General features: G+C 57.3%; 24 protein-coding genes and 1 pseudogene. 16 read left to right on the top strand and 9 right to left on the bottom strand.

The features are described 5' to 3' along the window. Positions 1-30: 30 nt before the first annotated feature. Positions 31-678: an FMN-binding negative transcriptional regulator gene (locus AC0L7U_RS01050; RefSeq protein WP_473693118.1), complete on the bottom strand. Its 648-nt coding sequence runs from the start codon at positions 676-678 to the stop codon at positions 31-33. 495 nt (positions 679-1173) lie between these two features. On the opposite strand from AC0L7U_RS01050, the gene AC0L7U_RS01045 reads away from it, so the two are divergent. From AC0L7U_RS01045 to AC0L7U_RS01035, 3 genes are all read left to right on the top strand, one after another. Beyond that, positions 1174-2385 carry a sugar ABC transporter substrate-binding protein gene (locus tag AC0L7U_RS01045; protein ID WP_473693116.1) on the top strand — a complete coding sequence of 404 codons (1212 nt, stop codon included), beginning with the start codon at positions 1174-1176 and terminating at the stop codon, positions 2383-2385. A gap of 8 nt (positions 2386-2393) precedes the next feature. Next, a complete protein-coding gene (locus AC0L7U_RS01040; protein ID WP_473693114.1) occupies positions 2394-4487 on the top strand; it encodes an ATP-binding cassette domain-containing protein in 2094 nt (697 codons plus the stop codon). A gap of 189 nt (positions 4488-4676) precedes the next feature. Further along, entirely contained in the window at positions 4677-5258 is a 582-nt protein-coding gene (locus tag AC0L7U_RS01035) for a putative glycolipid-binding domain-containing protein (RefSeq protein ID WP_473693112.1), read from the top strand. 117 nt (positions 5259-5375) lie between these two features. Here AC0L7U_RS01035 and AC0L7U_RS01030 read toward each other — a convergent pair whose 3' ends face one another. Continuing rightward, positions 5376-5975 carry an FMN-dependent NADH-azoreductase gene (locus AC0L7U_RS01030; protein WP_473693110.1) on the bottom strand — a complete coding sequence of 200 codons (600 nt, stop codon included), beginning with the start codon at positions 5973-5975 and terminating at the stop codon, positions 5376-5378. Positions 5976-6095: 120 nt separating this feature from the next. Here AC0L7U_RS01030 and AC0L7U_RS01025 point away from each other — a divergent pair, with 120 nt between their 5' ends. The 3 genes from AC0L7U_RS01025 to proX all read left to right on the top strand — a co-directional run bounded on the left by AC0L7U_RS01025 (position 6096) and on the right by proX (position 8596). Continuing rightward, positions 6096-6878 carry a LysR family transcriptional regulator gene (locus AC0L7U_RS01025; RefSeq protein ID WP_473693108.1) on the top strand — a complete coding sequence of 261 codons (783 nt, stop codon included), beginning with the start codon at positions 6096-6098 and terminating at the stop codon, positions 6876-6878. Further along, on the top strand, positions 6845-7108 hold the full coding sequence (locus AC0L7U_RS01020; protein WP_473693107.1) for a hypothetical protein: 264 nt from the start codon (positions 6845-6847) through the stop codon (positions 7106-7108). The genes AC0L7U_RS01025 and AC0L7U_RS01020 overlap by 34 nt, the downstream gene beginning before the upstream one ends. 417 nt (positions 7109-7525) lie before the next feature. Next, positions 7526-8596 carry a glycine betaine/L-proline ABC transporter substrate-binding protein ProX gene (gene proX / locus AC0L7U_RS01015; RefSeq protein ID WP_473693105.1) on the top strand — a complete coding sequence of 357 codons (1071 nt, stop codon included), beginning with the start codon at positions 7526-7528 and terminating at the stop codon, positions 8594-8596. Between the two features lie 251 nt (positions 8597-8847). Here the strand turns inward: proX and AC0L7U_RS01010 are convergent, their stop codons facing one another. After that, positions 8848-9042: a hypothetical protein gene (locus AC0L7U_RS01010; RefSeq protein ID WP_473693103.1), complete on the bottom strand. Its 195-nt coding sequence runs from the start codon at positions 9040-9042 to the stop codon at positions 8848-8850. 52 nt (positions 9043-9094) lie between these two features. On the opposite strand from AC0L7U_RS01010, the gene putP reads away from it, so the two are divergent. Next, on the top strand, positions 9095-10591 hold the full coding sequence (putP, locus tag AC0L7U_RS01005) for a sodium/proline symporter PutP (RefSeq protein ID WP_473693101.1): 1497 nt from the start codon (positions 9095-9097) through the stop codon (positions 10589-10591). Between the two features lie 207 nt (positions 10592-10798). On the opposite strand, the gene AC0L7U_RS01000 is transcribed toward putP, so the two are convergent. The 5 genes from AC0L7U_RS01000 to AC0L7U_RS00980 are packed head-to-tail and all read right to left on the bottom strand — an operon-like array spanning position 10799 to position 13864. Beyond that, positions 10799-11326, bottom strand: coding sequence for a GntR family transcriptional regulator (locus AC0L7U_RS01000; RefSeq protein WP_473693099.1), 528 nt, complete (start codon positions 11324-11326; stop codon positions 10799-10801). Between the two features lie 55 nt (positions 11327-11381). Then, complete coding sequence (locus AC0L7U_RS00995) at positions 11382-11510, bottom strand: hypothetical protein (RefSeq protein ID WP_473693097.1); 129 nt, start codon at positions 11508-11510, stop codon at positions 11382-11384. Positions 11511-11526: 16 nt separating this feature from the next. Beyond that, positions 11527-12087, bottom strand: a complete 561-nt coding sequence (locus AC0L7U_RS00990; protein WP_473693095.1) for a M20/M25/M40 family metallo-hydrolase — start codon at positions 12085-12087, stop codon at positions 11527-11529. Then, positions 12084-12674 (bottom strand): M20/M25/M40 family metallo-hydrolase, encoded by a 591-nt coding sequence (locus AC0L7U_RS00985; protein ID WP_473693093.1) that lies wholly within the window; start codon positions 12672-12674, stop codon positions 12084-12086. Before AC0L7U_RS00985 ends, AC0L7U_RS00990 begins: the two co-directional genes overlap by 4 nt. A 5-nt stretch (positions 12675-12679) precedes the next feature. Next, the gene (locus AC0L7U_RS00980; protein ID WP_473693091.1) at positions 12680-13864 is read right to left on the bottom strand and encodes a M24 family metallopeptidase; all 1185 of its coding nucleotides are present in this window, start codon (positions 13862-13864) and stop codon (positions 12680-12682) included. Between the two features lie 211 nt (positions 13865-14075). Between AC0L7U_RS00980 and ehuB the strand changes: the two genes are divergently transcribed. The 9 genes and pseudogenes from ehuB (at position 14076) to AC0L7U_RS00935 (ending at position 22760) form a co-directional block, all read left to right on the top strand. Beyond that, positions 14076-14936, top strand: coding sequence for an ectoine/hydroxyectoine ABC transporter substrate-binding protein EhuB (gene ehuB / locus AC0L7U_RS00975; protein ID WP_473693089.1), 861 nt, complete (start codon positions 14076-14078; stop codon positions 14934-14936). A 132-nt stretch (positions 14937-15068) separates the two neighbouring features. Beyond that, positions 15069-15740 (top strand): annotated as a pseudogene (ehuC, locus tag AC0L7U_RS00970) (ectoine/hydroxyectoine ABC transporter permease subunit EhuC). A 4-nt stretch (positions 15741-15744) separates the two neighbouring features. Then, positions 15745-16440: an ectoine/hydroxyectoine ABC transporter permease subunit EhuD gene (gene ehuD / locus AC0L7U_RS00965; RefSeq protein ID WP_473693087.1), complete on the top strand. Its 696-nt coding sequence runs from the start codon at positions 15745-15747 to the stop codon at positions 16438-16440. Further along, a complete protein-coding gene (gene ehuA, locus AC0L7U_RS00960; RefSeq protein WP_473693085.1) occupies positions 16437-17213 on the top strand; it encodes an ectoine/hydroxyectoine ABC transporter ATP-binding protein EhuA in 777 nt (258 codons plus the stop codon). The genes ehuD and ehuA overlap by 4 nt, the downstream gene beginning before the upstream one ends. Next, complete coding sequence (gene eutB, locus AC0L7U_RS00955; RefSeq protein ID WP_473693083.1) at positions 17210-18238, top strand: hydroxyectoine utilization dehydratase EutB; 1029 nt, start codon at positions 17210-17212, stop codon at positions 18236-18238. Before ehuA ends, eutB begins: the two co-directional genes overlap by 4 nt. After that, on the top strand, positions 18228-19220 hold the full coding sequence (locus AC0L7U_RS00950) for a cyclodeaminase (RefSeq protein WP_473693081.1): 993 nt from the start codon (positions 18228-18230) through the stop codon (positions 19218-19220). The genes eutB and AC0L7U_RS00950 overlap by 11 nt, the downstream gene beginning before the upstream one ends. Positions 19221-19275: 55 nt before the next feature. Next, entirely contained in the window at positions 19276-19788 is a 513-nt protein-coding gene (locus tag AC0L7U_RS00945; RefSeq protein ID WP_473693079.1) for an Lrp/AsnC family transcriptional regulator, read from the top strand. Between the two features lie 95 nt (positions 19789-19883). Further along, entirely contained in the window at positions 19884-21368 is a 1485-nt protein-coding gene (locus tag AC0L7U_RS00940) for an NAD-dependent succinate-semialdehyde dehydrogenase (RefSeq protein WP_473693077.1), read from the top strand. Between the two features lie 18 nt (positions 21369-21386). Continuing rightward, positions 21387-22760 (top strand): aminotransferase, encoded by a 1374-nt coding sequence (locus tag AC0L7U_RS00935; RefSeq protein ID WP_473693075.1) that lies wholly within the window; start codon positions 21387-21389, stop codon positions 22758-22760. 90 nt (positions 22761-22850) lie between these two features. On the opposite strand, the gene AC0L7U_RS00930 is transcribed toward AC0L7U_RS00935, so the two are convergent. Next, a complete protein-coding gene (locus tag AC0L7U_RS00930) occupies positions 22851-23198 on the bottom strand; it encodes a DMT family transporter (RefSeq protein WP_473693073.1) in 348 nt (115 codons plus the stop codon). Positions 23199-23253 lie beyond the last annotated feature (55 nt).

The following is a 23253-nucleotide window of genomic DNA, read 5'->3' as shown; positions in this document are numbered from 1 at the left end:
AGGCTGTCCCCCTGTAGAACCCTCAACGTGTCACGTCTCATCTGCGGCTTTATCCCGTGCGACTGCGAGCATTGCCTCTCCGATAACAGAAACGTCGTTCCGGCAAAGCGCCTTGCCCGCCCCTTCGATATCAGGCACTTCCTTGTTCTGACTGAGTTTTGACTTGCCAACGAGGTTTGTGATCTCAATCTCCAGTCCGACGATTGCCTTCAACATCGCGTCTGTAAAATCGCGCGGGGCATCTCCGACCTTCCAGGGAACTGGCTGCAAGGCCTCATGCTGTTTCGTCAACCGGGAGACATTACGTCGTACAAAAGCTTCATCATCACGAATACTAACGCGACCGTGAGCATGTGCCACACGATAGTTCCATGTCGGCACCTGCCGATGATGCAACTGCTTGCTGGGATACCAGCTCGGAGAAATATAAGCATCGCCCGCCTGAAAGATGACAAGCACCTTGTCTCCCGTCTCGATCTCCCGCCATACCGGATTATTCCGAGCAACATGACAGCTCAGTTTTGCCGGACCGTCCCCACCACGGTCGAGGTGAAAAGGTATGAGATTGGCATCGAGACCGCCAACCCCATTGGTGACGAAAACCCCCAATGGATTATCTTCAATCAAATCATAGAGAGTTTCCACATGCGGAACGCCGAAATGCGGAGGGACATACATGATCGGTCCTTTATTCGTTTCTGTGATCAATGCGATTGAACATGAACCGGCATACCGCATGATTCAGGCTTTCGGAAATATCCAGTTTCCATAAAAATTGATGGTCCAATTGCAGGTCCTGACAGTGCGGACTGCCACAGCGCGCGCCAGCAGCGCAGAATATGCAAAATTATTTTTCAAGCTTGTGCGCTTAAAAAGGTAGGGAATGGCAAGGCTTGTGTATTTTTTCGCCTGAAAACCGCCCTTCCCGAATTAATTCGAACCAAAAAAATATTAGCATTCACGACAATTTCACATTAGCGTGAAGCTGCTCGGGCAGAAATGCGACCTGCATTTCGTCTCAGGAATTTTAAGATTTCTGCCCCCTCAGCGCTCGGCCAACGGGCGCTGACCAAAACGATGCTTGTCTTTCGAATGGAGGCGGAAGGCGGAGACATCCCCGAGCGAATTGAGCAAGGGCGACAGTGCCCTTCATACGATTTTTGGGAGGACTACATGCGAAATAACAAGAGCCAATCCAGGCAGCGTCTTGCTGCTGGCCTTCGCACCACGAGCACGCTTGCGCTGATCGGTGCGGCTGCACTGGCATTCGGCAGCAGCACGTTCGCTGCAAACGCCGCGACTTTCTCGACCAAGCAGTTCACCGCCGATTTCTCTGGCATGGCCAAGCTGAAATCCATCGTCAAGAAGGGCAAGGGCAAGATCGCCGTTGTGCTTCCGGAAACGACCACCTCGGCCCGTTATACCTCGTTCGATGAGCCCTATCTGAAGAAGGCCTTCGAAAAGGCTGGTCTGACTTCGGATCAGTATATCATCACCAACGCACAGGGTTCTGAAGCCGACCAGCTGACGCAGGCTCAGTCCGCGATCTCGCAGGGTGCAACGGTTCTGGTTGTCGATCCGATCTCTTCGGGTGGTGGTGCATCCATCGAAACCTATGCCAAGAAGCACGGCGTTCCGGTGATCGATTATGATCGCCTGACACTTGGCGGCAGCCGCGACTATTACGTCAGCTTCAACAACGAATATGTTGGCGAACTGATCGGCAAGGGCATGGAAGCCTGCCTGACCGACTGGAAAGTCAAGAAGCCGAACATCCTCGTGATGGCCGGTGCGGCCACCGACAACAACGCGACCCTGTTCAAGAAGGGCTACATGTCCGTTCTTCAGGCCAAGTTCAAGTCGGGTGACTATGTCAATGCCGGCGAACCGGCTGGAACGTGGGATCCTTCGGTTGCTGCCACCACGTTCACGCAGCAGTTCACCGCCCACCAGGACATCAACGCCGTTGTCACACCAAACGATGACAATGCCAACGCCGTGATCTCCTATCTGAAATCGCTGCATGTTCCGCCGAAGAACTTCCCGACCACAGGTCAGGATGCAACGGTCACTGGCATGCAGAATGTGCTGACCGGCTACCAGTGCGGTTCGGTCTACAAGCCGATCTACCTGGAAGCACAGGCAGCAGCTGCGCTGGCAATCTATCTGCGTGCTGGCGAGACGCCGTCCAAGGCTCTCCTCAACGGCAAGACGATGGACAGCGACGCCAAGATGGACGTGCCTTCGGTTCTGCTCAGTGCAATCTGGGTCACTCCGAAGAACATGGCAAAGACCGTCGTCAAGGACGGCTTCGTCGACAAGAAGCAGCTCTGTCAGGGTGGCGATATGGCCAAGGCCTGCAAGTCTGCCGGCATCTCTAACTAAGAAGTCTCATGTCACAAGATACGACTGGCGCCGGGGCCCGGGAACCGCTTTTGCGGATCCGGGGCCTCGAGAAGAACTTCGGCGCAGTGCAGGCACTGCAAGGCGTTGATCTTGATGTCTATCCCGGTCAGGTGACCGCACTTGTCGGCGACAATGGCGCCGGCAAGTCCGTGCTCACCCGGTCGATTGCAGGCATCCATGAAGCTGATGCGGGCGAAATCATCTGGGAAGGTGAAACCGTCCGCATCCGCAGCCCCCGCGATTCCGCAGCCCTTGGCATCGAGGTCGTGTATCAGGATCTCGCTTTGTGCGACAATCTCGATGTCGTGCAGAACATGTTCCTGGGACGCGAAAAGCTCAGCGGCAACGTTCTCAATGAAGATCAGATGGAACGCGACGCCGCCAGTACGCTGGCTGGGCTGCATGTCACGACCCTGCGTAATATCCGCGCGCCTGTGGCCTCGCTTTCGGGCGGTCAACGGCAGTCGATTGCGGTGGCCAAGGCGGTGATGTGGAACTCCAAGCTCGTGATTCTTGACGAGCCAACAGCCGCGCTGGGTGTTGCCCAGACCGGCCAGGCTTTGCAGCTTGTTCGCCGCCTCGCCGATCAGGGTCTTGCGGTTCTGATGATCTCGCACAACCTCAATGACGTTTTCGCCGTCTCCGACCGCGTTGCGGTGCTGCGACTGGGCGAAATGGTCAGCCAGGGCGATATTCAGGATTACGATACCCAGCGTGTTGTCGAGCTGATGACCACTGGCCAGTCCGATCATGTTGTCACCGCAGGTGAGAATGTTGCCGGACCGTCCATTGCAGCTGAAAATGCTCGCAAGAACGCTGAAAAGCTGGCCGCTGCGACTTCAAAGGAAGAAACACCTGCGGTGGTTGGAGCCGGTCACGTCGACAGCTTCGGCGAATGGGCCAAAGGTGCCTGGACCAAGATCCGGGCGGGCCAGAGTGGCGTTCTTCCCGTGCTTCTCGGCTTCATCCTGATTTCTATCATCTTCCAGAGCCAGAACGACAAGTTTCTGTCCAACGGCAACCTGGTCAACCTTCTGGTGCAGGGCTCTGTCTTCATGCTGATCGGCATGGGCGAAGTGTTTGTTCTGCTTCTGGGGGAAATTGATCTTTCGCTGGGCTTCATCGCTGGTATCGGTGGCACGATCACGACCATGCTTGTTCAGCCTCAGGTTGGCTGGCCCTGGTATGCAGCAGTGATTGTAGCCCTGCTCTGCTCCGCTCTTCTTGGCGCGTTTCAGGGGCTGCTGATCACTCGCGTGCGTCTGCCGTCCTTCGTTGTGACACTTGCTGGCTATCTTGGCTGGCAGGGTCTGATGATCGAACTTCTGGGCACAGGCGGAACAATTCCGATCCGCGACGACACGATCAACAACTTCGCCAATGGCACGCTGTCAACGACAACAGGCTGGGTGCTGACAGTGGTCGTGCTGCTGATCTTCGGCCTGAACACTTTCCGCAAGGACGCCAAGCGACGTTCCAGCGGACTTGTCGCGCCCCCAATGGGCCTGACGATCCTCAAGGTTCTGCTTGCCGTGGTCGCAGGGATCGTCCTGCTGCTGATCTGCAACGCAAGCCGTGGTATCGCCCGCTTCCCGCTCAACGGAATGCCCTGGGTCATCCCGATCGTCTTCGTTGTGCTGGCCGCCTGGAGCTACTTGCTGACCCGTCTGCGGTTTGGTCGCTACATTCTTGCCATTGGCGGTAATGCAGAGGCGGCGCGTCGCGCAGGCATCAACCTGGCAATGATGCGTACGGCCGCCTTCTCGCTGGCAGCCTTCACTGCGGGCATCGGGGGCATCATCTATGCCTCACGTCTGCGATCCATCTCGACCAGCTTCGACGGCGGCACCATCGTGCTTTATGTTGTGGCAACGGCCGTGATTGGTGGCACCAGCTTGTTCGGTGGGCGCGGGCACCCTCTGCACGCAGTTCTTGGTGGTGTGGTGATTGCTGCCATCGTCAACGGCATGGCGCTTCTGGGACTACCAGCGGCAGTCCAGTTGATGGCAACCGCCGTCGTATTGCTAGCCTCGATCACCGTGGATGTGGTGGTCCGCCGCCGTGGTGAAACGACCCGCTAAGGCACGCAACCTGCCTCAGTCTCTGCAAGGGATCTGATGCGACTTGAAAAATGAAAAAACGGCCTTCGATTTCGGGGGCCGTTTTTTTGTGCTCGCAACGTCAGCTTGCCGCTTCATATCTTGAAGAGACCTGCAAGTTGCTTTAATGTTCTCTTTATGTTCCTAACATTAACCCAAGGAAGACAAGGCATGAACATAGCGCGCTGGACAGATTGGCAGGGGCAAGGACTTGAGCACTGTCTGCTGTCACGACAAGGAGCTAATCTGCAACTCCAGGGCGTCGTCGCGGGAACACGCGGCGGCTCTTACGGAGCGCATTATTCCGTGTTGACCGATGCCGCCTGCCGTACCCGCGACGTCCTGGTTGACATCATTGGCGGGCCATCCTTGCATGTGCGGGCCGACGGAGAAGGTCATTGGCAGGATGTGCTGCGCGACATGCCCCTGCCCGACCTTGATGGCTGTCTTGATGTCGATATCGGCCTGACGCCTGCGACGAACATGCTTCCGATCCGGCGTCTGCAATTGGTTGAGGGTGACACCCGCGAAATAATGGCTGCCTATATTCCCTTACCGCATCAGATTGATGGAAGTTTTCTGCCTAAAAAGGCAGACCAGCGCTATACGTGTCTGATCCCCAGCCAACGCTATTGCTATGAAGGTCTGTTCAGAGGATTTGTAGCCGATCTTGATGTGGATGAGACGGGCCTCGTATTGGACTACCCCGAGACCTTTCGCAGAGTACCAGTGGCTCAGGCGGCAACCGCATGAAAAACGGCCTGTCACCGGACAAGGCAACAGACCGTCAAACGCGGGGATCCTGAGGGGCCCCTCAATGGATGATCATGGCATCGGTTGCGGCCGATGCCTTGGATCGTCAGCGATGCCTCAAGCGACTTCGCTGACCTTCTTTTCAGCAGCTGCAACGGCAGCGGCAGCGGCGTCCGGTCCCATAGCAACGCCTTCAACACGGATCACTTCGACATCAGTCATGCCGATGAAGCCTAGGACGGCGCGCATGTAAGGCTCGACGAAGTCATACGCAGCAGCCGGACCTTCTGAATAAACGCCACCAGACGCGATCACCAGATAGACCTTCTTACCGGTAACCAGCCCTTCGGGACCAGCTTCGCTGTAGCGGAATGTCAGACCTGCACGCGCAACGCGGTCAATCCATGACTTGAGCGTGGAGCTGATCGAAAAATTGATCATACCAGTTGCAATGACGATCTTGTCGGCCGCAACCAGTTCTTCAACCATAGCATCAGATTCAGCCACCACTTCGGCCTGTGCCGGGGTGCGCTCTTCTGCTGGCAAACGACTGCCAACGGCAAAGTCAGGACCAATATGTGTCAGCCCACCAGCCGTCAGATCGCGAGTTACCAGTTCATCAGTCCCGGAAAGCTTTTCGGCCAGGGTGCGGGCAACCTTGCTGGAGAAAGAGGCCTCGCCACGCGGGCTGGATGTTACGAGAAGTGTCTTGCTCATCAATACGTTCCTGTTTCTTAACCCGAATAGGTCGGGTATCTGCCGGTGAAACTAGACAGAACTCGCAATCAACAATACAGATATTATATCTATCGAACCCATCTATCAGGTTGTGAAGTCATGGATGCTAATCCGACACTGGACCAACTCGGCGTATTCACTACTGTCGCAGAGACGGGCAGTTTTTCTGCTGCCGCCCGCCAACTCAATCGGGCTCAATCGGTGATCAGCTACACCATTTCCAACCTGGAGGCGCAGCTTCAACTCAAGCTGTTTGACCGTGAGGGCACTCGTCAGCCGAAACTGACGCCAGAAGGGTTGGCCATTCTGGAAGACGCCCGTCGTATTCTGGGTGATCTCAGCCAGATGCGTGCTCGTGTGCGTGACATCAACAAGGGCGTCGAAACCACCCTGTCGCTGGCCATTGACGCATTGATACCACAACCTGTCCTGACGATGGCACTACGGGCCTTTCATGAGGCATTTCCTTCGGTCGGGATCAGCGTGCACACCGCCGTTCTGGGTGGCATTACCAAGCTTCTCACCAGCGGGGACGCCGATCTGGCAATCACCAGCAATGTCTCTATCTTTCCCAACACATTGACCAGCCGTCAAATCGGCTTGCACCGCATGATCCCGGTGGCAGCGCCTGAACACCCTCTCGTGCAAGAGCAGGGCCTGCATGGCGGCAAGCCCGTGCCGGCAACTCTAACGCGTACCCATGCGCAAGTCGTCATCACCGACCCCACCGGCGGCTCGGATGGCAAGGATTTCGGCGTTCATGCACTGACAATCTGGCGGGTTACAGATGCCAGCACAAAACACAGTCTGCTTCTGGCCGGGCTGGGTTGGGGGGGCTACCCTATTGGATGGTGGCAGCCGACATCGATGCAGGTCGTTTGATCGCGCTCAATCTGGAATCCTATCCGCCGATGCCGATCCCGATCCATCTTGCTCACCCGCTGGATGCACCTCCCGGTCCCGCAGGCACCTGGCTGGCAGATCGGTTTGATCAGGAATTGAGACAATTCATGGACAAAACCCTCAATCGCTGCCGGAACATCACCGGCGCAGCAGATTGTCTTGCAGTCCCTGGTGCAGCAGCAGAGAAATCGGCGAGCCCCACCAGGTAGAGCGACTGGTTCTTCTCTGAAATGTGAGGGTTCAACATCGGACATGACATACTGCGTGGCGCGATAATTTCAAGCCAGGGGTTTATTTCTTAAATAGAAACATTATCTTACTCTTTGACGTGTTGTGAATATACGCGTTAACATGGCCTGACTGACCGATGTTGGCGCGTCCTCTCTCGCGATGACACGGCAGACTTTCGAATGTCGATATGGGTTGCGCCCTGCGATCTGTTTCGGCTCAAACGATGGTGTTTGCGAAAGGGCTCTTCGGTCACATCCAGAGCCATCACGTCTCTTTCTCTGCCTCTTGCCTAGCAACGACCGCCGAGTATGCAGCCGGGACGGCCCCTTGGCCGTTGCCATCGAGGGGGCCCGCAAAGACTTTCACCCAAGCGCCACCGACAATGGAGATCTTTTTTGAATTTGCTGACCTCGACCAAATCCCGCCGCCGTCTGACGACATCAGGCCGGTTGTTTGCCTTGGGCGCTCTTGCCGCCGTCATCGCACCCGGCTTTGCCAATGCCGCCTCCCCCACCATGCCCGGCAAGGGAACAACAATCACGATCGCCCAGTCGGATGACGACACGGGCTGGATCATGACCGCAGTTTACGGCCAGCTGCTTGAAAAACTTGGCTATACCGTCAAAAAGCCACTGACAACCAGCGTCCCACTTGCCTACCAAGCCGTGTCGCAGGGTAGCGCCTCGTTCTATTCCGATGGTTGGCTGCCACTGCACAATATCTACGTCAAGCGTCCGGACTTCAACGGCATGCCAATTGGGTATGTCGTCAAGCAAGGCGCCTTGCAAGGGTATCTCGTCGACAAGAAATCTGCCGAAAAGTACCACATCAAATCGCTGGCCGACTTCAAACGTCCGGACGTGCGCAAGGCCTTTGATCGCAATGGCGATGGCAAGGCCGATCTTGTTGCCTGTCCTCCGGGCTGGGGCTGCGAGGTCACCATCAAATACCAGCTCGATGCCTTCAAGCTGCGCAAGTACATCAATCCGATCAAGGCTGGCTATTCAGCCTCAATGGCAGATGCCATTGCCGCGCACCAGAGTGGCGAGCCGATCCTGTTCTACACGTGGACGCCAAATTGGACCGTCAATGAGTTGAAGCCGGGCAAAGACGTGGTTTGGATCCAGACCCCGAGCGTCAAATTGCCGAAGTCTCAGGAAAAACTGGCCAAGACGGCAACCGTTTCCGGGATCAAGGGCTGCGTCAATGATCCGTGCCGCCTCGGCTGGCCAGTGAATGACATTCGCATCGTGGCCAACAATGACTTCCTGAAGAACAACCCGGCCGCTCGCACGCTGATCAAGGAGACATCCATTCCGATTGAAGATATCTTCAAGCAGAATGCGGAAATGCGCAAAGGTGCAGACAGCGACGCTGATCTTCAAAAGCAGGCAGCCACCTGGATCAAGGCCAATCAGCCCAAGGTTGACAAATGGCTTGCCGATGCTCGCGCAGCAGCCAAGTAAGCCGCCGTTGGTGTGACGCGCGCTTTGAAAGCGCCGCCTCAGGCCAAGGAAAGTCACGCAAAGGCACCCCGGAAATGTCGTGTTTCCGGGGTATTTTTCTGAAAGCGGCCATCAATTGATGGTTTCTTGTTTTATTTTAGATATTTTTGGAACGTTCTGACGGGCACTGCGTTTGTGATGAGAAGGTCTATACCTTCGTGAGCGCGCAAATTTGCTGAGTTGATTGCCGGGGGCATCACTACGGGGACATTTCAGGTCACCACAGACTGTCCTTTTATCATTTGAGTGCGGGTCGTATACGCGATCCGCCCCATGTCGGTCAGTTCGCTTTTGCCGGTCGGGATTTTGGGGGCTGGATTAAGAACTTCGTTAGCCAATGCCTTTTGTTCAAGGACGTTCCTTGCCGTATCTCCCCCTAGGTCCTGATCGTTCAGCGGTTCGCGCAAGCAAGACGTATGTGCCGCCTTGGCGCACCTGAAACCACTAGAAAGGCACGACATGGCCCTCGGGATCTGGACGAGTCTCATCCTTTATTTTGTGCTGATGCTTGCCATCGGCTTCTACGCCTGGAGAAAATCCACCAGCAACTCTGAAGAATACGTCCTCGGCGGTCGTCAGCTTCCGCCAGCAGTTGCCGCGCTTTCGGCTGGTGCTTCCGATATGAGTGGCTGGCTGCTTCTGGGACTTCCCGGCGCGCTTTATGCCGCCGGTCTGGTCAAAGCCTGGATCGGCATTGGCTTGTTCTTCGGGGCGCTTGCCAACTGGATTATCGTTGCGCCTCGCCTGCGCGAACAGACAGAGCGCTACGACAACAGCCTGACAATCCCGGCATTTTTGTCCAATCGCTTCCCTTCGCAAGCCGTCCTGCTGCGCGTCGTGTCCGCCGTTATCATCGTGGTGTTTTTCTCCGTCTACACGGCCTCCGGTCTGGTGGGCGGCGGCAAGCTGGTTGTCAGTGCCTTTGGCGATGTCATTCCCAGTACGGCCTTCAGCAATTACACCATCGGTGTCTGGGCCACTTTGATCGTGGTTCTGGTCTACACGGTCATCGGCGGTTTTCTTGCGGTCAGCCTGACCGACTTCGTGCAGGGCTGCATCATGATGCTGGCTCTCGTGGTGATGCCGATCATCATCCTCTACAACGGCGGTGGCGTCGACGAAGCCCGTCAGACGTTGCAGGGAGTTGATCCCAACTTCCTGTCATGGACCCATGGCCTGGGCTGGATCGGCTTTCTGTCAGCGGTCACCTGGGGTCTTGGTTATTTTGGCCAGCCCCACATCATCGTCCGCTTCATGGCGATCCGCAGCGTCAAGGAAGTTCCGGCAGCCCGAAACATCGGCATGACCTGGATGGCCATTTCACTGGTCGGTGCAATCTGCATCGGCGTCTTCGGTCGCGCCTATATGGAACGCAACGGCTTGACCCTTGATGATCCGGAAACGATCTTCATCGTGTTGTCGAACAAATTGTTCTGGCCGCTGATCACCGGTTTTCTCTATGCCGCCTTGCTGGCCGCCATCATGAGTACCGTGTCGAGCCAGCTGCTGGTCGCCTCATCGTCGCTGACGGAAGACTTCTATCGTCTGTTTTTCCGCCGCGAAGCCAGTGACCGCGAGCTTGTTACCGTAGGCCGTGCGGCCGTTCTGGTAGTGGGTATCGTTGCCGCGATCATCGCCCGTGATCCGAACTCGCAGGTGCTTGGCCTTGTCTCCAACGCCTGGGCCGGGTTCGGCGCGGCCTTCGGTCCGCTGATCCTGCTGTCGCTGACATGGCGTCGCATGACCGGCATCGGCGCTGCTGCTGGCCTTGTCGTCGGCGCGGTTGTGGTGATTTTCTGGACATCCGTTGGCTGGAACAGCTCGTTCCTGGGCGGCCCCGGTATTTATGAAATCATTCCAGGCTTCATTCTTGCCATGGCAGCAATCATCGGTGTCAGCCTTTTGACCACCGAACAGGGCGAATTCCGCGCATTGGAACATCACCACCACGATTGATGGCTGATAATCTGGCGTGCCCTCGGCCACTACGTCCGGGTACGAATAAAAAAAACGGCGTCACGATGAAAATCGTGGCGCCGTTTTGCGTCGTCCGTCGTCTGGTCGCCAAGCCACGTGAAGAAACACTTCCGCCTCGCCTGCGCCTTATCGGGCGTATTCCGCAATCGGAAAGCACAGAACACCGGAATAGAACATCGCATTGCCTCACGATGAGGCTGCGCTCTTGATCTGGCTCAGGCGGTTGAAGCTCATGGAGATGTGGGAACGGCTGATATATGCGGCCGCGCTGACATCGCCGATCTCCACGGCTTCACGGACCTGCGAAACCTCGCGGGCAAAGACTGCCATTTCTTCAAACAGATCCATAGTGTCGATGGACTTAATCCAGATGCGAGCCGTCTGGTAATATAGCCGCTCGCAGATTTCACGCAGTGGCTCATTGTCGCTCAACAGGACAAGCTGGTGGAAGAAATCATTGTTGAGTTGAGCAAAACTACGGGCATCCGGCTTGTGGAGCAGGCCCAGCGCCCGCGTTTCAAGTTGTCGGAAGGCGGCAATATCCGCCTCGCCCGGCGTAATGGGAGACAACTGGCCAAGCAGACTGGCAAGCTCCATACGCAATTGATAAACCTGCGCAAAGGCTTCCACGTCCACATCCGTGACGATGGTGCCCACCCCGTGCACCGAAACCAGCAGACCATCGGCATCAAGCTGGTTCAACACCCGGCGCAAAGGCGTCCTGCTAGTCCCAAATTCCGCCGCCAGCACCTCTTCACTCAAGCGCGTACTAAGGCGAATATTCCAGAAGACAAATGCGCTTGCGCAATTCGTCATAGATGCGTTCGAAGCGTTCGCGTGCATTGGTCAATTGCTGTTCTTTGCCTTTGCCCTTTGCCGTTTTCGCGCTCTTGGCCATCAGCCACCCGTCCCCCTCACAGTTTTGATTGAAGTCCGGACAGCATGTCCAGACACGCCTCAAGCTGATCGAGGCTGACATATTCATTTGGCTTGTGCGCCTGCTGGATGGAGCCCGGACCACAGACGACGCTCGACACACCGATCTGCTGAAACAAGCCTGCTTCGGTGCCGAAGGACACCACATCCGTCTCGGTGCACCCCGTCAGCGCCGCAACGATATCGCGCGCCGCGTTGTCCTCCATCGGCTCCAGCCCTTCGACCTCGCCGATCACCTCGGTCTCGATGGCGGCCAGAGGGGCTGTCTTACGCATCTCGGGCAGAAGAATCTCTTCACAATAAAGCGAAATCTGCTCTTTAAGGTAGGTTGCATCCTGCTTTTGCACCGGACGCATCTCCCATTCAAGCGCGCAATGCGCGGCAATCACATTTCGGGCCGAGCCGCCGTGAATACACCCGGCCTGAACCGTGCTCCAGGGCGGATCAAAGCGGCTTTGGGCCGGAGCACGCTGCTTGAGAACTTCTGCGATCTCCATCAGGCGTGTGACATAGCGCACCGCATATTCAATGGCATTCACGCCGCGGGGGGCGTCGAGGCATGACCTTCCAACCCGGTAAAGCGGGTGGTGTATTCATAACAGCCCTTGTGACCCTCGATGATGCCCATGTCGGTCGGCTCGCCAATAATGGCAACGGCCGGGCGCAGACCACGGTCTTTCAAGTCTTGCGTTAATTGCTGACCGCCCAGGCACCCCACCTCCTCGTCATACGTGAAGGCAAAATGCACCGGACGGTGCAGATCCAGAGCCGCGTAGTGCGGAGCCATGGCCAGGCAGGAGGCAATAAACCCCTTCATGTCGCATGTCCCACGCCCAAAAAGCCTGCCCTCCCGCTCCGCCATGCGGAATGGGTCGCTGATCCATTCCTTTTCTTCAGCGGGCACCACATCTGTGTGACCAGACAGCACGATCCCCCCATCGGCATCCGGCCCAAGCGTCCCAAAGACATTGGCCTTACGGCCCGATGCATCCCGCATCAAGGTGACACGTGCGCCACACGCCTCCAGCCGATCAGCGACATAGTCAATCAACGCCAGATTGCTGTCTGACGAGACCGTCGGAAAGGCGATCAGATCGCCGAGAATGTCTTTGGTCTGCTCAAGCACAGCGATCAATCCTTGATGATCAGGGCACGCGGACGATCACACAGGCATTCTGCGGCTCCGTCCTCACGAATCAGAATGGTCTCGGTGATTTCCATCCCCCAGTCGTCCATCCACAACCCGGGCATAAAATGGAAGGTCATCCCCGGCTCCAGCACAGTCTCGTCTTCTTCCCGAAGGGAAACGGTACGCTCGCCCCAGTCCGGTGGATAAGACATACCGACCGCATAACCGCAGCGCGCTGTACGTTCGATCCCGGCGCGCTCCAGCGGTCCGGCAAGCGCCTTGGCGATATCACTGGCGGTGTTTCCGGGCCGGGCTGCATCCAGCCCCGCTTCAAGGCCTTCGACCAAAGCCGATTCCGCGTCCAGCATGAACTGCGGCGGCTTTCCAAGAAACACCGTGCGACAGAACGGAACATGATAACGCCGGAAACAGCCTGCGATTTCAAAGAATGTCGCCACGTCCTTTTCCATTTCGTGACCATCCCACGTCAAATGCGGGGCAGCGGCATTCGAGCCACTCGGCAGCAACGGCACAATGGCTGGATAGTCTCCCCAGCCGTCACCAGCGCCACGCAATGCATCGGCATAGATGTCGGCCACCAGTTCATTTTTCTTCAAGCCGGGATGCACCCGGTTGGCGATACCATCGACAATCTTCTCCGAAATGCGCGCCGCCTTGCGCATATAGATGATTTCCTCATCACTCTTGACGGTGCGCTGCCAGTTGACCAATCCGGTCGCATCAATGAAGGCGGCATTCGGCAGTTCGTCCTGAAGGGTCAAAAACGCCTTGGCGGAGAAATAGTAGTTGTCGAGTTCCAGGCCGACGTTCTTCGTGCCATAGCCTTTTTCACTCAAAATTCTGGCCAGCACCTGCATGGGGTGGCGCTGCGTCGATTGCACATAATTATCGGTGTAATAGGTCACCCGGTCATCATCCATCCACACGGTGCGCACGGCACCATTGGCGTCCTGACGCCGGCCCCACCACATTGGGTCCTCGTCGTGAAAGATAATCACGCCCTGATGTACGTAAAACGACCAGCCGTCATAGCCTGTCAGCCAGGCCATGTTGGAGGGATCCTCGACGAACAACACATCGATATTGCGGTCCGCCATTGCCTGACGCGTCTTGCTCAGGCGACGGGAAAATTCAGCGTCCGTGAAGGGAAGTGCCTTGAGATACATGCTGCCTCCAAACGACTGCAACCGATGCGGCTGCTCTGCGTTGGTAAAATGACTAATTTGTGAGCGTTTGCTCGATTTGTGTACATCTAACTATATCACTCTTAAAATGTAGCATTTTTTAGCCATTTATCCATTGACCAAGGCATATTTCTCATGCTGTTGTACACAACATACAGAGTGAACAAACATAAAAGACAATAGGGACACGTTGATGAAACAGAAGATTGTCATTGCCGCAGTCACGACAGCAATCATGACCGCCCTCGGCGGTTCGGCAGCCAGTGCCGTGACCCTCAAGCAGATCAAGGACCGGGGTTACGTGCGGATCGCGGTCGCCAATGAAATTCCCTACGGCTACATTGACCCGACCGGCAGCGCCAAGGGCGCCGGACCGGATGTGGCCAAGGCCGTACTCAAGCGCATGGGCATCAAAGCCACGGACATCCAGTGGGTTGCGACGAACTTTTCGTCCCTCATTCCCGGCCTTCAGGCCAACCGCTTCGACATGACGGCCGCTGAAATGGCCATCCGCCCGGAACGCTGCAAGAAGGTTGTCTATTCCGAGCCTGACACGTCCTACGGCGAAGGCCTGCTCGTAAAAGACGGCAATCCCAAGAAGGTCACTACTTTCACCGACTTCAAGAAGTCCGGCATGAAGATTGCCGTGATGGCGGGTGCGGACCAGCAGCAGATGCTGCAAAAGATCGGGGTGCCACAGGGCAACATCGTAACGATCTCGTCGAACTCCGACGCCATTTCCACTGTCTCCACCGGGCGCGCCACGGCTTATGCGGCCACGGGCCTGACGGCAAGCCAGCTTGCCTCCAAGAGCGGCAAGGTGTCCATCGTCAAGGATTTCAAGGATCCGGTCATTGACGGCAAGGAAGTGCGGTCCTGGGGCGGCTTCAACTTCAAGAAGGGGTCCGAAAGCTTCCGCGATGCCTTCGACAAGGAGCTGGTGGCCTTCAAGAAGACCAAGGAATGGACGTCCATCCTGACCAAATACGGCTTCACGCCTGCCGACATCAAGGGCGCGACAGCCAAGACGACCAAGGACCTTTGCGCCATGTGATCTGCCTCTTTGGCAGATGTTGAAAATCCGGACCCGGCCAACGCAGGGCGGACCTGTTGCGGTCGGGTTTTTTTCATGCGGATCTCTCTCAGACTGTGAAGTCCGAGGAGAGTTTACGGGATCAATACCGACATGGCATGGACAACCTACCTTGGGCCTTTGACCCAGGGCGCATGGATCACAATCCAGCTTGCTTTTTTCTCTACATTGCTTGGCGGCGCGCTCGCCTTTGTCTTCGGCATCGGCAAGCTGTCCAGCAACAGGACGATCAAGTCCGTTTCTGTTGTGTACATCGAACTGTTTCGTGGCACCTCCCTGCTCGTGCAGCTTTTCTGGCTGTATTTTGCCCTTCCCATCGTGGGCGATCAAATCGGTCTGAACCTGCGCATCGAGCCGGTGTATGCGGGCATTCTGGCGCTGTCGCTCAACATCGGGGCCTATGGTGCGGAAGTGGTGCGTGGCGCTATTCAGGCCGTAAGCCCAAGCCAGTATGAAGCCGCAGTGGCCCTGAACTTCAAGCCGCGCCAGGCACTGTGGCGCATTGCCCTGCCCTAGGCCATCCCGGAAATGATGCCGAGCTTCACCAATCTTGCCGTGCAGAATCTCAAGGACACCGCGCTGGTGTCATTGATCAGCCTGTCCGACCTTGCTTTCAAAGGCGAGCAGCTGCGCAATTTCTATCAGGACAGCACGTCCATCTACACCATCATCCTGTTCATGTATTTCGGCATGTCGCTGGTCGTCTCCGGCCTGATGCGCTTGCTCGAAGTCTACGTGAGCCGCTGGCGGACTGTGAGGGGATAAAACCATGTTGTTCGGATATCATTGGGACACCTCCCACGGCGAACTGGCCTTTGCCATCTCCATTCTGCCCATGCTGCTGCATGGTCTGCTGATCACCATCGAGGCATCGGTTCTGGGCTTCCTGGTGGCGATGGTTCTCGGGCTGGTGCTGTCGCTTCTGAAAGGCGCCCGGTCGCGGCTCATCTCCTGGCCCGCAGCATTGATCACCGAGTTCATTCGCGGCACACCGCTGCTGATCCAGTTGTATTTCCTGTATTTCGTGCTGCCGGACTACGGCATCGTGCTGCCTGCCTTTCTGACGGGCGCTCTGGCGCTGGGCATCCAGTATTCGGCCTATACCTCGGAAGTTTACCGAGCGGGTCTGGGTGCTGTCGACAGCGGTCAGCATGAAGCCTCCATCGCGTTGGACCTGCCAGCGGCGCGCACCTTCACCCACATCATTCTGCCGCAGGCAATCCCCCGCATCATTCCGGCGCTGGGCAATTACCTTGTGTCGATCATGAAGGATGTGCCGGTGCTCTCCGTCGTGACCGTGCTTGAAATGCTCAACGTCGCCAAGATCATCGGCGACCAGACCTTCGACTACATGGTGCCTCTGACAATGGTTGGCGGCTTTTATCTGATCCTCACGCTTCTTTCGTCGGCGCTGGTGCGCTTTATCGACATGAAACTGCCAAAACACGGGATTCCGCTACGATGAGCGAGCCAATGATCGTTTTCGACAAGGTCAAGAAGAACTACGGCCAGTTCAACGTGCTCAACGACCTGGATTTCCACGTCAAGCAAGGTGAAAAGGTCACCATTATCGGGCCGTCCGGATCTGGCAAATCCACGGTACTGCGCATTCTGATGACGCTGACCGACATCAGCGAAGGCACAATTTACATCGACGGCGAACCGCTGTGGCATGAGCGCAAGGGCGATCAGCTCGTGCCTGCGTCCGACAAACACCTGCACAAGATGCGTACGCAGCTTGGCATGGTGTTTCAGCACTTCAATCTGTTTCCGCATATGTCGGTACTGCGCAACCTGATGGAAGCGCCGCGTGTCGTTCTCGGCCTCTCAGCCAAAGAAGCACGAGAACGGGCAGAAGAATTGCTTGAGCTTGTCGGACTCAAGGATCAGGCGAAGAAGTTCCCAGGTCAGCTTTCAGGTGGCCAGCAGCAGCGTGTCGGCATTGCCCGCGCGCTGGCGATGCGCCCTCGAATCATGCTGTTTGACGAACCGACATCCGCGCTTGATCCAGAAATCGTCGGCGAGGTGCTGACCATCATCCGACAACTTGCCTCCGAGCATGACCTGACAATGCTGATGGTAACGCACGAGATGCGCTTTGCCCGTGAAATCTCGGACCGCATCTGCTTCTTCGACAATGGCAACATCTGCGAGGAAGGCACGCCGGACCAGATCTTCAACGACCCGCAGGAAGAGCGCACCCGCCAGTTTCTCAGTGCCGTCAGAGGCGATGCATGAGCCCACGATCCGGGACAGATGCATTGACGCTTGCCGGTATTCTGGCGGCCAGACACCGCATTGCGGGGACGGCTCTCAACACGCCGATGGTCGTCTCGCCGTTTTTCAGCGAGGTGGCCGGACAGCCGGTTTATCTGAAGCTCGACTGCATGCAGCCCATCGGCGCCTTCAAGATCCGCGGCGCGGTCAATGCCGTTGCGGCGCTGCCGGACGATGTGAGCGGCGTCACCTGCTGTTCCACCGGCAATCACGGACGGGCCGTGGCCTATGCCGCGCGTGCCAAGGGCCTGCGCGCTGTCATCTGCATGTCCACACTGGTGCCCAAAGCCAAGGTGGATGCCATCCGCGCCTTGGGAGCGGAGGTTCACATTACCGGCCGAAGCCAGGATGATGCACAGGTCGAAAGCCTGCGGCTGTGTCATGAACAAGGGCTTGTCGAAATCCCGCCTTTTGACGCTCCACTGGTGATTGCTGGTCAGGGAACGCTTGGGCTGGAAATGCTGGAAGCCGTTCCCGATCTGGACACCCTGCTGATTCCGCTGTCCGGCGGCGGTCTGGCGGCAGGTGTCGCGCTGGCGGCGCGGCAAGTCAAGCCAACGATCCGGCTCGTCGGCGTGTCGATGGACCGGGGCGCGGCAATGCAAGCCTCTATCGCTGCGGGAATGCCTGTCGAGGTTGAGGAAGTCGCAAGTCTTGCCGATTCTCTTGGCGGTGGCATCGGGCTAAACAATCAGCATAGCTTTCACCTGTGCCGCGCGTTACTCGATGACATCATCCTCCTGCCCGAGGAAGACATTTATCGCGCCATGCAAGCCCTTTATTACGAGGAAAGACTGGTGGCGGAAGGAGCCAGCGTCGTTGGACTGGCAGCGCTGCTATCCGGTCGCGTGGCACAGCCAACCGGACCGCTCGCCACGATCATCACAGGTCGCAACACCGACATGAGCGTGTTTCAGGATGTCGTTGCCGGGCGTGACGTTGTTCTGGGCACGGTCACAGTGAAAGGACGCCGCTATGACCGGTGACATCACCATCGTTCAGGAAGCCCTGCTGCGCCAGACGATGGCACTCGACACAAACCTCGTAGACTGCATCGAAAAGGCATTCGTCGCCTTGTCGCAAGGCGGTGTCGTAATGCCGCCGATCCTGTCGATGGATCTGCCGCAGGTTCACGGCGAAGTCGATGTGAAAACGGCCTATATTCCGAGCTTCGATGGCTTTGCCATCAAGGTCAGCCCCGGCTTTTTCAACAATCCCAAGATCGGCCTGCCCAGCCTGAACGGCCTGATGATCCTGTTTTCCGCTACAACCGGATTGGTGGAAGCCGTGTTTCTGGACAATGGCTATCTGACGGACCTGCGCACGGCGGCCGCAGGAGCCGTCGCTACCCGTCACATGGCGCCAAGCCACGTCGAAACAGCAGGTGTTCTGGGCACAGGCGTCCAAGCCCGACTACAAATGCAAGCTGCCCACTTGGTGCGACCTTTCAAGACAGCGCTCGTCTGGGGACGTGACGCGACCAAGGTGAAAGCCTGCGCCGACGACCTCAACGCCACACTTGGCATTCCGGTGGAGGTGCGTGAAAATGCGCATGACCTTGTCGCCGAGAGCCAACTCGTTATTACCACGACCCCGGCCACGGAGCCCGTGCTGATGGCCGATTGGCTGCATCCTGGCTTGCATGTCACCGCCATGGGGTCCGATCAGGCGGGCAAGAACGAAATCGACCCGCAAGCCCTTGTCCGCGTGGATGCTTATGTCTGCGACCGTGTCAGCCAGTGCGAAGGCCTTGGAGAATTGCGCCGTGCGCTTGAAATCGGCCTTTGGAGCGGGCATCTTCCCGCTGAACTTGGCGACGTGATCTGCGGCAAGGCCACGGCCCGCAAGAGTGATCAGGACATCACTCTATGCGATCTGACCGGCACCGGCGTGCAGGATACAGCCATCGCCACATTGGCGCGCGACCTGTGCAGCCGTGCCGGCATCGGGTCACATATTCCGCGCTGACCCTTCGTTGACCCGGCAAGCAGACCTCGCAAGCCGTCTTGTCAGGACCCCGACCTTGTTGAAGCTCGATACCCGCGATCTCGAAATCCTGCGCATTCTGTCCAGCGAAGCCCGCATTTCAAAAGCGGAGCTCGCCAACCGCATCAATCTCAGTCCCAGCCCGTGCTGGGAACGCCTGCGTCGTCTTGAAAAGGCAGGCATCATCAAGGCATATAGGGCCGAATTCTCCCTGCGTGACATTGCTCCGCATGTCACCATTTTCGTCACGCTGGAACTTGAGAACCACCGCGCAGAGGCGTTTCAGTCATTTGAGCGCATGGTGCATCGACACGAGGAAATTACCGGCTGTTGGGCGCTGGGCGGCGGATTTGATTATCTTCTCCAGATCGTCACGCGCGACATTGACAGCTATCAAAGGCTGATCGACAGCCTGCTTGAACAAGGTCTCGGGCTGACGCGCTACTACACCTATATCGTCACAAAACCCGTCAAGGAAACGAGCCTGCCGCCCTTCGCCGCGTTGCTTGGAGACACAGCAGAAGAAACCACAAGCGACGTGAACGATTAAAGACAGACCATCTGCACGGAGCGCTCAATTCAGACGTTCTGCCTTGTCAAAAGGGGCCATCATGGCAAAACCACGAACCAGTGACAGGTGGCGCCATGGCCCAGCCAGCTCAAGTTCTCAAATCTTCGTTGATCGGATTGAAAGATCAACGTCTTCTGCGTCAGTTCGCCTATATCGACGGGCGCTGGACGGCCGCATCGGACAAATCCACCTTTGCCGTCAGTGATCCGGCAACCGGACATTGGCTGGCCGATGTGGCAGACTTGTCCGCTGATCAAAGCCTCGCAGCTGTCGAGGCGGCCGACACGGCGTTCCGCACCTGGTCCGCAACCCTGCCGCAGGAGCGCGCCGGCCTTTTGCGCCGCTGGCATGATCTGATGCTGGCCAACAAGGACGACCTTGCCCGCCTGATGGTGATGGAACAGGGCAAACCACTTTCGGAGGCGTTGGGGGAAATTGATTACGCCGCAGCGTTCCTTGAATATTATGCAGAAGAAGCCCGCCGTCCCGATATTCAGAGCGTCACCTCCCACCTGCCTGATGCAGAGGTTGAGGTGTGGCTGGAGCCAGTTGGCGTTGCTGGTCTGATCACGCCGTGGAACTTTCCTTCTGCCATGCTGACCCGCAAGGCGGCCGCCGCGCTCGCTGCCGGCTGCACCGTGGTGGCACATCCCAGTGCAGAAACACCCCTCTCCGCCCTCGCCCTTGCCGAGTTGGCCGAGCGTGCCGGGTTCCCTGCCGGGGTCTTCAATGTGGTCACGGGCGACGCCGCGACGCTGGTCGATCCTCGGCTTGAGGACGCCCGTGTCCGCGCCCTCTCCTTCACCGGCTCAACCACCATCGGCAAGCAGCTGATGGCCCGGTCCGCCCAAACGGTCAAGCGTGTCGTCATGGAACTGGGCGGTCACGCCCCCTTCATCGTCTTTGCCGATGCAGATCTGGACAAGGCCGTTGACGAAGCAATCAAGGCGAAATTCGCCACCTCCGGTCAGGACTGTCTGGGCGCCAACCGTTTTCTCATCGAACGGCCCATCTATGAGGCTTTCACGCAGGCCTTTGCCACTCGTGTCGACCGGCTGACAGTCGGCGTCGGACTGGATGATCCAGACATTGGGCCGCTGATGAATGGCAAGGCCATCGCCAAGCAGCAAGAGCATGTGACTGATGCCTTGCAGCGCGGTGCTCGTTGCCTGACCGGCGGCAAGCGGCATGACAAGGGCGACTTGTTCTTTCAGCCAACGGTTCTGGCAGACGTGCCGCGTGACGCTCTGATCATGCATGACGAAACGTTCGGCCCTGTTGCCGCCCTTGCCGCTTTCGACAACGAGGATGAGGCACTGGGCTGGGCCAATGACACAGAATACGGCCTGATTGCCTATCTGCACACGCAAGACCCGCGCCGCATCTATCGTGCTTCACGCGCGCTGCAATACGGCATGGTGGCCGTCAACCGCACCAAGGTGACCGGAGCGCCCATCCCCTTTGGCGGCATGAAGCAATCGGGCATCGGCCGTGAAGGCGCCGCACAAGGCATGCAGGCCTTCATGGATATCAAATACATCTGCCGCGACTGGGCATAACACACGAAAGGATACGTCATGCTGACGAACGACCAGCTAGCACAATGGGACCGGGAGAACTTCTTCCACCCCTCAACCCACCTTGCCCAGCATGCCCGTGGCGAAACCCCGACCCGCATCATCACCGGCGGCGAAGGCGTTTACATCGAAGATCGGGACGGCAACAAGCTTCTGGACGCTTTTGCAGGACTTTACTGCGTCAACGTCGGCTATGGCCGCAAACAGATCTCCGAGGCCATCGCCGAGCAGGCAAAGGAAATTGCCTATTATCACGCCTATGTCGGCCATGGCACGGAAGCTTCGGTTACGCTCGCCAAGATGGTTCTGGACCGCGCGCCAAAGAACATGTCGAAAGTCTATTTCGGCCTTGGTGGCTCGGACGCCAATGAAACCAACATCAAGCTGATCTGGTATTACAACAACATTCTGGGCCGCCCGGAGAAGAAGAAGATCATCTCGCGCTGGCGAGGCTATCATGGTTCTGGCGTGATGACCGGATCGCTGACCGGGCTTGCAGCCTTCCACAACAAGTTCGATCTGCCGCGTGCACCAATCCTGCACACGGAAGCCCCCTATTATTATCACCGCGACGATCTGACGATGAGTGAAGCCGATTTCGTGGCCCATTGCGTCAGCGAACTGGAAAAGATGATCGAGCGTGAAGGCGCCGACACCATTGCTGCCTTTATCGGCGAACCCGTACTTGGCACCGGCGGTCTCGTGCCCCCGCCCGCTGGATATTGGGAAGCCATCCAAAAGGTGCTCAAAAAGCACGACATTCTTTTGATTGCAGATGAGGTCGTCACCGGCTTTGGTCGCTTGGGCTCCATGTTCGGCTCGGACCATTACGGCATGGAACCGGATATCATCACTATCGCCAAGGGTCTGACCTCGGCCTATGCGCCGCTATCCGGCTCGATCGTCTCAGGCAAGGTCTGGAAGGTGCTGGAAGACGGCACTGATGAGTTTGGCCCGATTGGCCACGGCTGGACTTACTCGGCACACCCGATTGGGGCGGCCGCCGGTGTTGCCAACCTGAAGCTGATTGACGAACTGGGGCTGGTTGAAAACGCAGCCAAGAGCGGTGCTTATCTGCGCAAGACGATGGTTGAGGCGCTCGGTAACCACAAGCACGTTGGCGATATTCGTGGCGAAGGCATGATGTGCGCCATCGAGTTTGTACAGGACCGCGACAGCCGCACGTTCCTTGATCCCGCCCTGAAAACCAGTGCCAATATCTTTGCCGCACTGTTCCGCCGCAATGTCATTGGCCGTGCCATGCCACAGGGCGACATTCTGGGTTTTGCACCACCGCTTTGCCTGACGACGGAAGAAGCCGACAAGGTTGTTGCCGCAACCAAAGCGGCTGTTGAAGAGGTTCTGGGCGCCTGACATCTGCGCAAAAATGCAATACGAACATTCCGAAAAGCCGCTGCACCATTCCGCAGCGGCTTTTTTTACAAACGAATCGGCAGCACAGCGTCAGTGGGTCAGAGATTTTGAAAACAGGTTGAGAACAAGCACGCCTGCGACGATCAGGCCAATGCCGACCATCGCGGCACTGTCCAGGGTCTCCTTGAACCAAAGCCACGAAATCAGACTGACACAGACGATACCAAGTCCTGACCATACGGCATAAACCACCCCTGTCGACAAAGTGCGAATGGGAATAGACAGTAACCAGAACGCTGCGGCATAGCCTACAATGGCAATCAGGCTGGGCACCAGACGGGTAAAACTCTCGCAGCGCGACAAGGCCGACGTGGCCACCACCTCAGCCAGAATGGCCGCGAACAAAAACAGATAATTGCGTAGCAAGAAGAGCTCCATCGATCGGGGCGCCAGCGTGGCCCACGACACATCTCGGACCTAGCAAGCTAGACGA

The sequence above is a fragment of the Roseibium sp. 10G30-5 genome (assembly GCF_055809635.1).
This window is presented reverse-complemented; position numbering and strand designations above follow the sequence as displayed.

What these genes read in the sequence shown, in the direction of transcription:
- AC0L7U_RS00930 (WP_473693073.1), bottom strand. Translation starts at nt 23,198, where the DNA reads ATGGAGCTCTTCTTGCTACGCAATTATCTGTTTTTGTTCGCGGCCATT.
- AC0L7U_RS01045 (WP_473693116.1), top strand. Translation starts at nt 1,174, where the DNA reads ATGCGAAATAACAAGAGCCAATCCAGGCAGCGTCTTGCTGCTGGCCTT.
- AC0L7U_RS01030 (WP_473693110.1), bottom strand. Translation starts at nt 5,975, where the DNA reads ATGAGCAAGACACTTCTCGTAACATCCAGCCCGCGTGGCGAGGCCTCT.
- AC0L7U_RS00995 (WP_473693097.1), bottom strand. Translation starts at nt 11,510, where the DNA reads ATGGCCAAGAGCGCGAAAACGGCAAAGGGCAAAGGCAAAGAACAGCAA.
- AC0L7U_RS01025 (WP_473693108.1), top strand. Translation starts at nt 6,096, where the DNA reads ATGGATGCTAATCCGACACTGGACCAACTCGGCGTATTCACTACTGTC.
- AC0L7U_RS00980 (WP_473693091.1), bottom strand. Translation starts at nt 13,864, where the DNA reads ATGTATCTCAAGGCACTTCCCTTCACGGACGCTGAATTTTCCCGTCGC.
- ehuD (WP_473693087.1), top strand. Translation starts at nt 15,745, where the DNA reads ATGTTGTTCGGATATCATTGGGACACCTCCCACGGCGAACTGGCCTTT.
- AC0L7U_RS01020 (WP_473693107.1), top strand. Translation starts at nt 6,845, where the DNA reads ATGGTGGCAGCCGACATCGATGCAGGTCGTTTGATCGCGCTCAATCTG.
- AC0L7U_RS01040 (WP_473693114.1), top strand. Translation starts at nt 2,394, where the DNA reads ATGTCACAAGATACGACTGGCGCCGGGGCCCGGGAACCGCTTTTGCGG.
- eutB (WP_473693083.1), top strand. Translation starts at nt 17,210, where the DNA reads ATGAGCCCACGATCCGGGACAGATGCATTGACGCTTGCCGGTATTCTG.
- AC0L7U_RS01035 (WP_473693112.1), top strand. Translation starts at nt 4,677, where the DNA reads ATGAACATAGCGCGCTGGACAGATTGGCAGGGGCAAGGACTTGAGCAC.
- AC0L7U_RS00950 (WP_473693081.1), top strand. Translation starts at nt 18,228, where the DNA reads ATGACCGGTGACATCACCATCGTTCAGGAAGCCCTGCTGCGCCAGACG.
- AC0L7U_RS00940 (WP_473693077.1), top strand. Translation starts at nt 19,884, where the DNA reads ATGGCCCAGCCAGCTCAAGTTCTCAAATCTTCGTTGATCGGATTGAAA.
- AC0L7U_RS01050 (WP_473693118.1), bottom strand. Translation starts at nt 678, where the DNA reads ATGTATGTCCCTCCGCATTTCGGCGTTCCGCATGTGGAAACTCTCTAT.
- ehuA (WP_473693085.1), top strand. Translation starts at nt 16,437, where the DNA reads ATGAGCGAGCCAATGATCGTTTTCGACAAGGTCAAGAAGAACTACGGC.
- ehuB (WP_473693089.1), top strand. Translation starts at nt 14,076, where the DNA reads ATGAAACAGAAGATTGTCATTGCCGCAGTCACGACAGCAATCATGACC.
- putP (WP_473693101.1), top strand. Translation starts at nt 9,095, where the DNA reads ATGGCCCTCGGGATCTGGACGAGTCTCATCCTTTATTTTGTGCTGATG.
- AC0L7U_RS00935 (WP_473693075.1), top strand. Translation starts at nt 21,387, where the DNA reads ATGCTGACGAACGACCAGCTAGCACAATGGGACCGGGAGAACTTCTTC.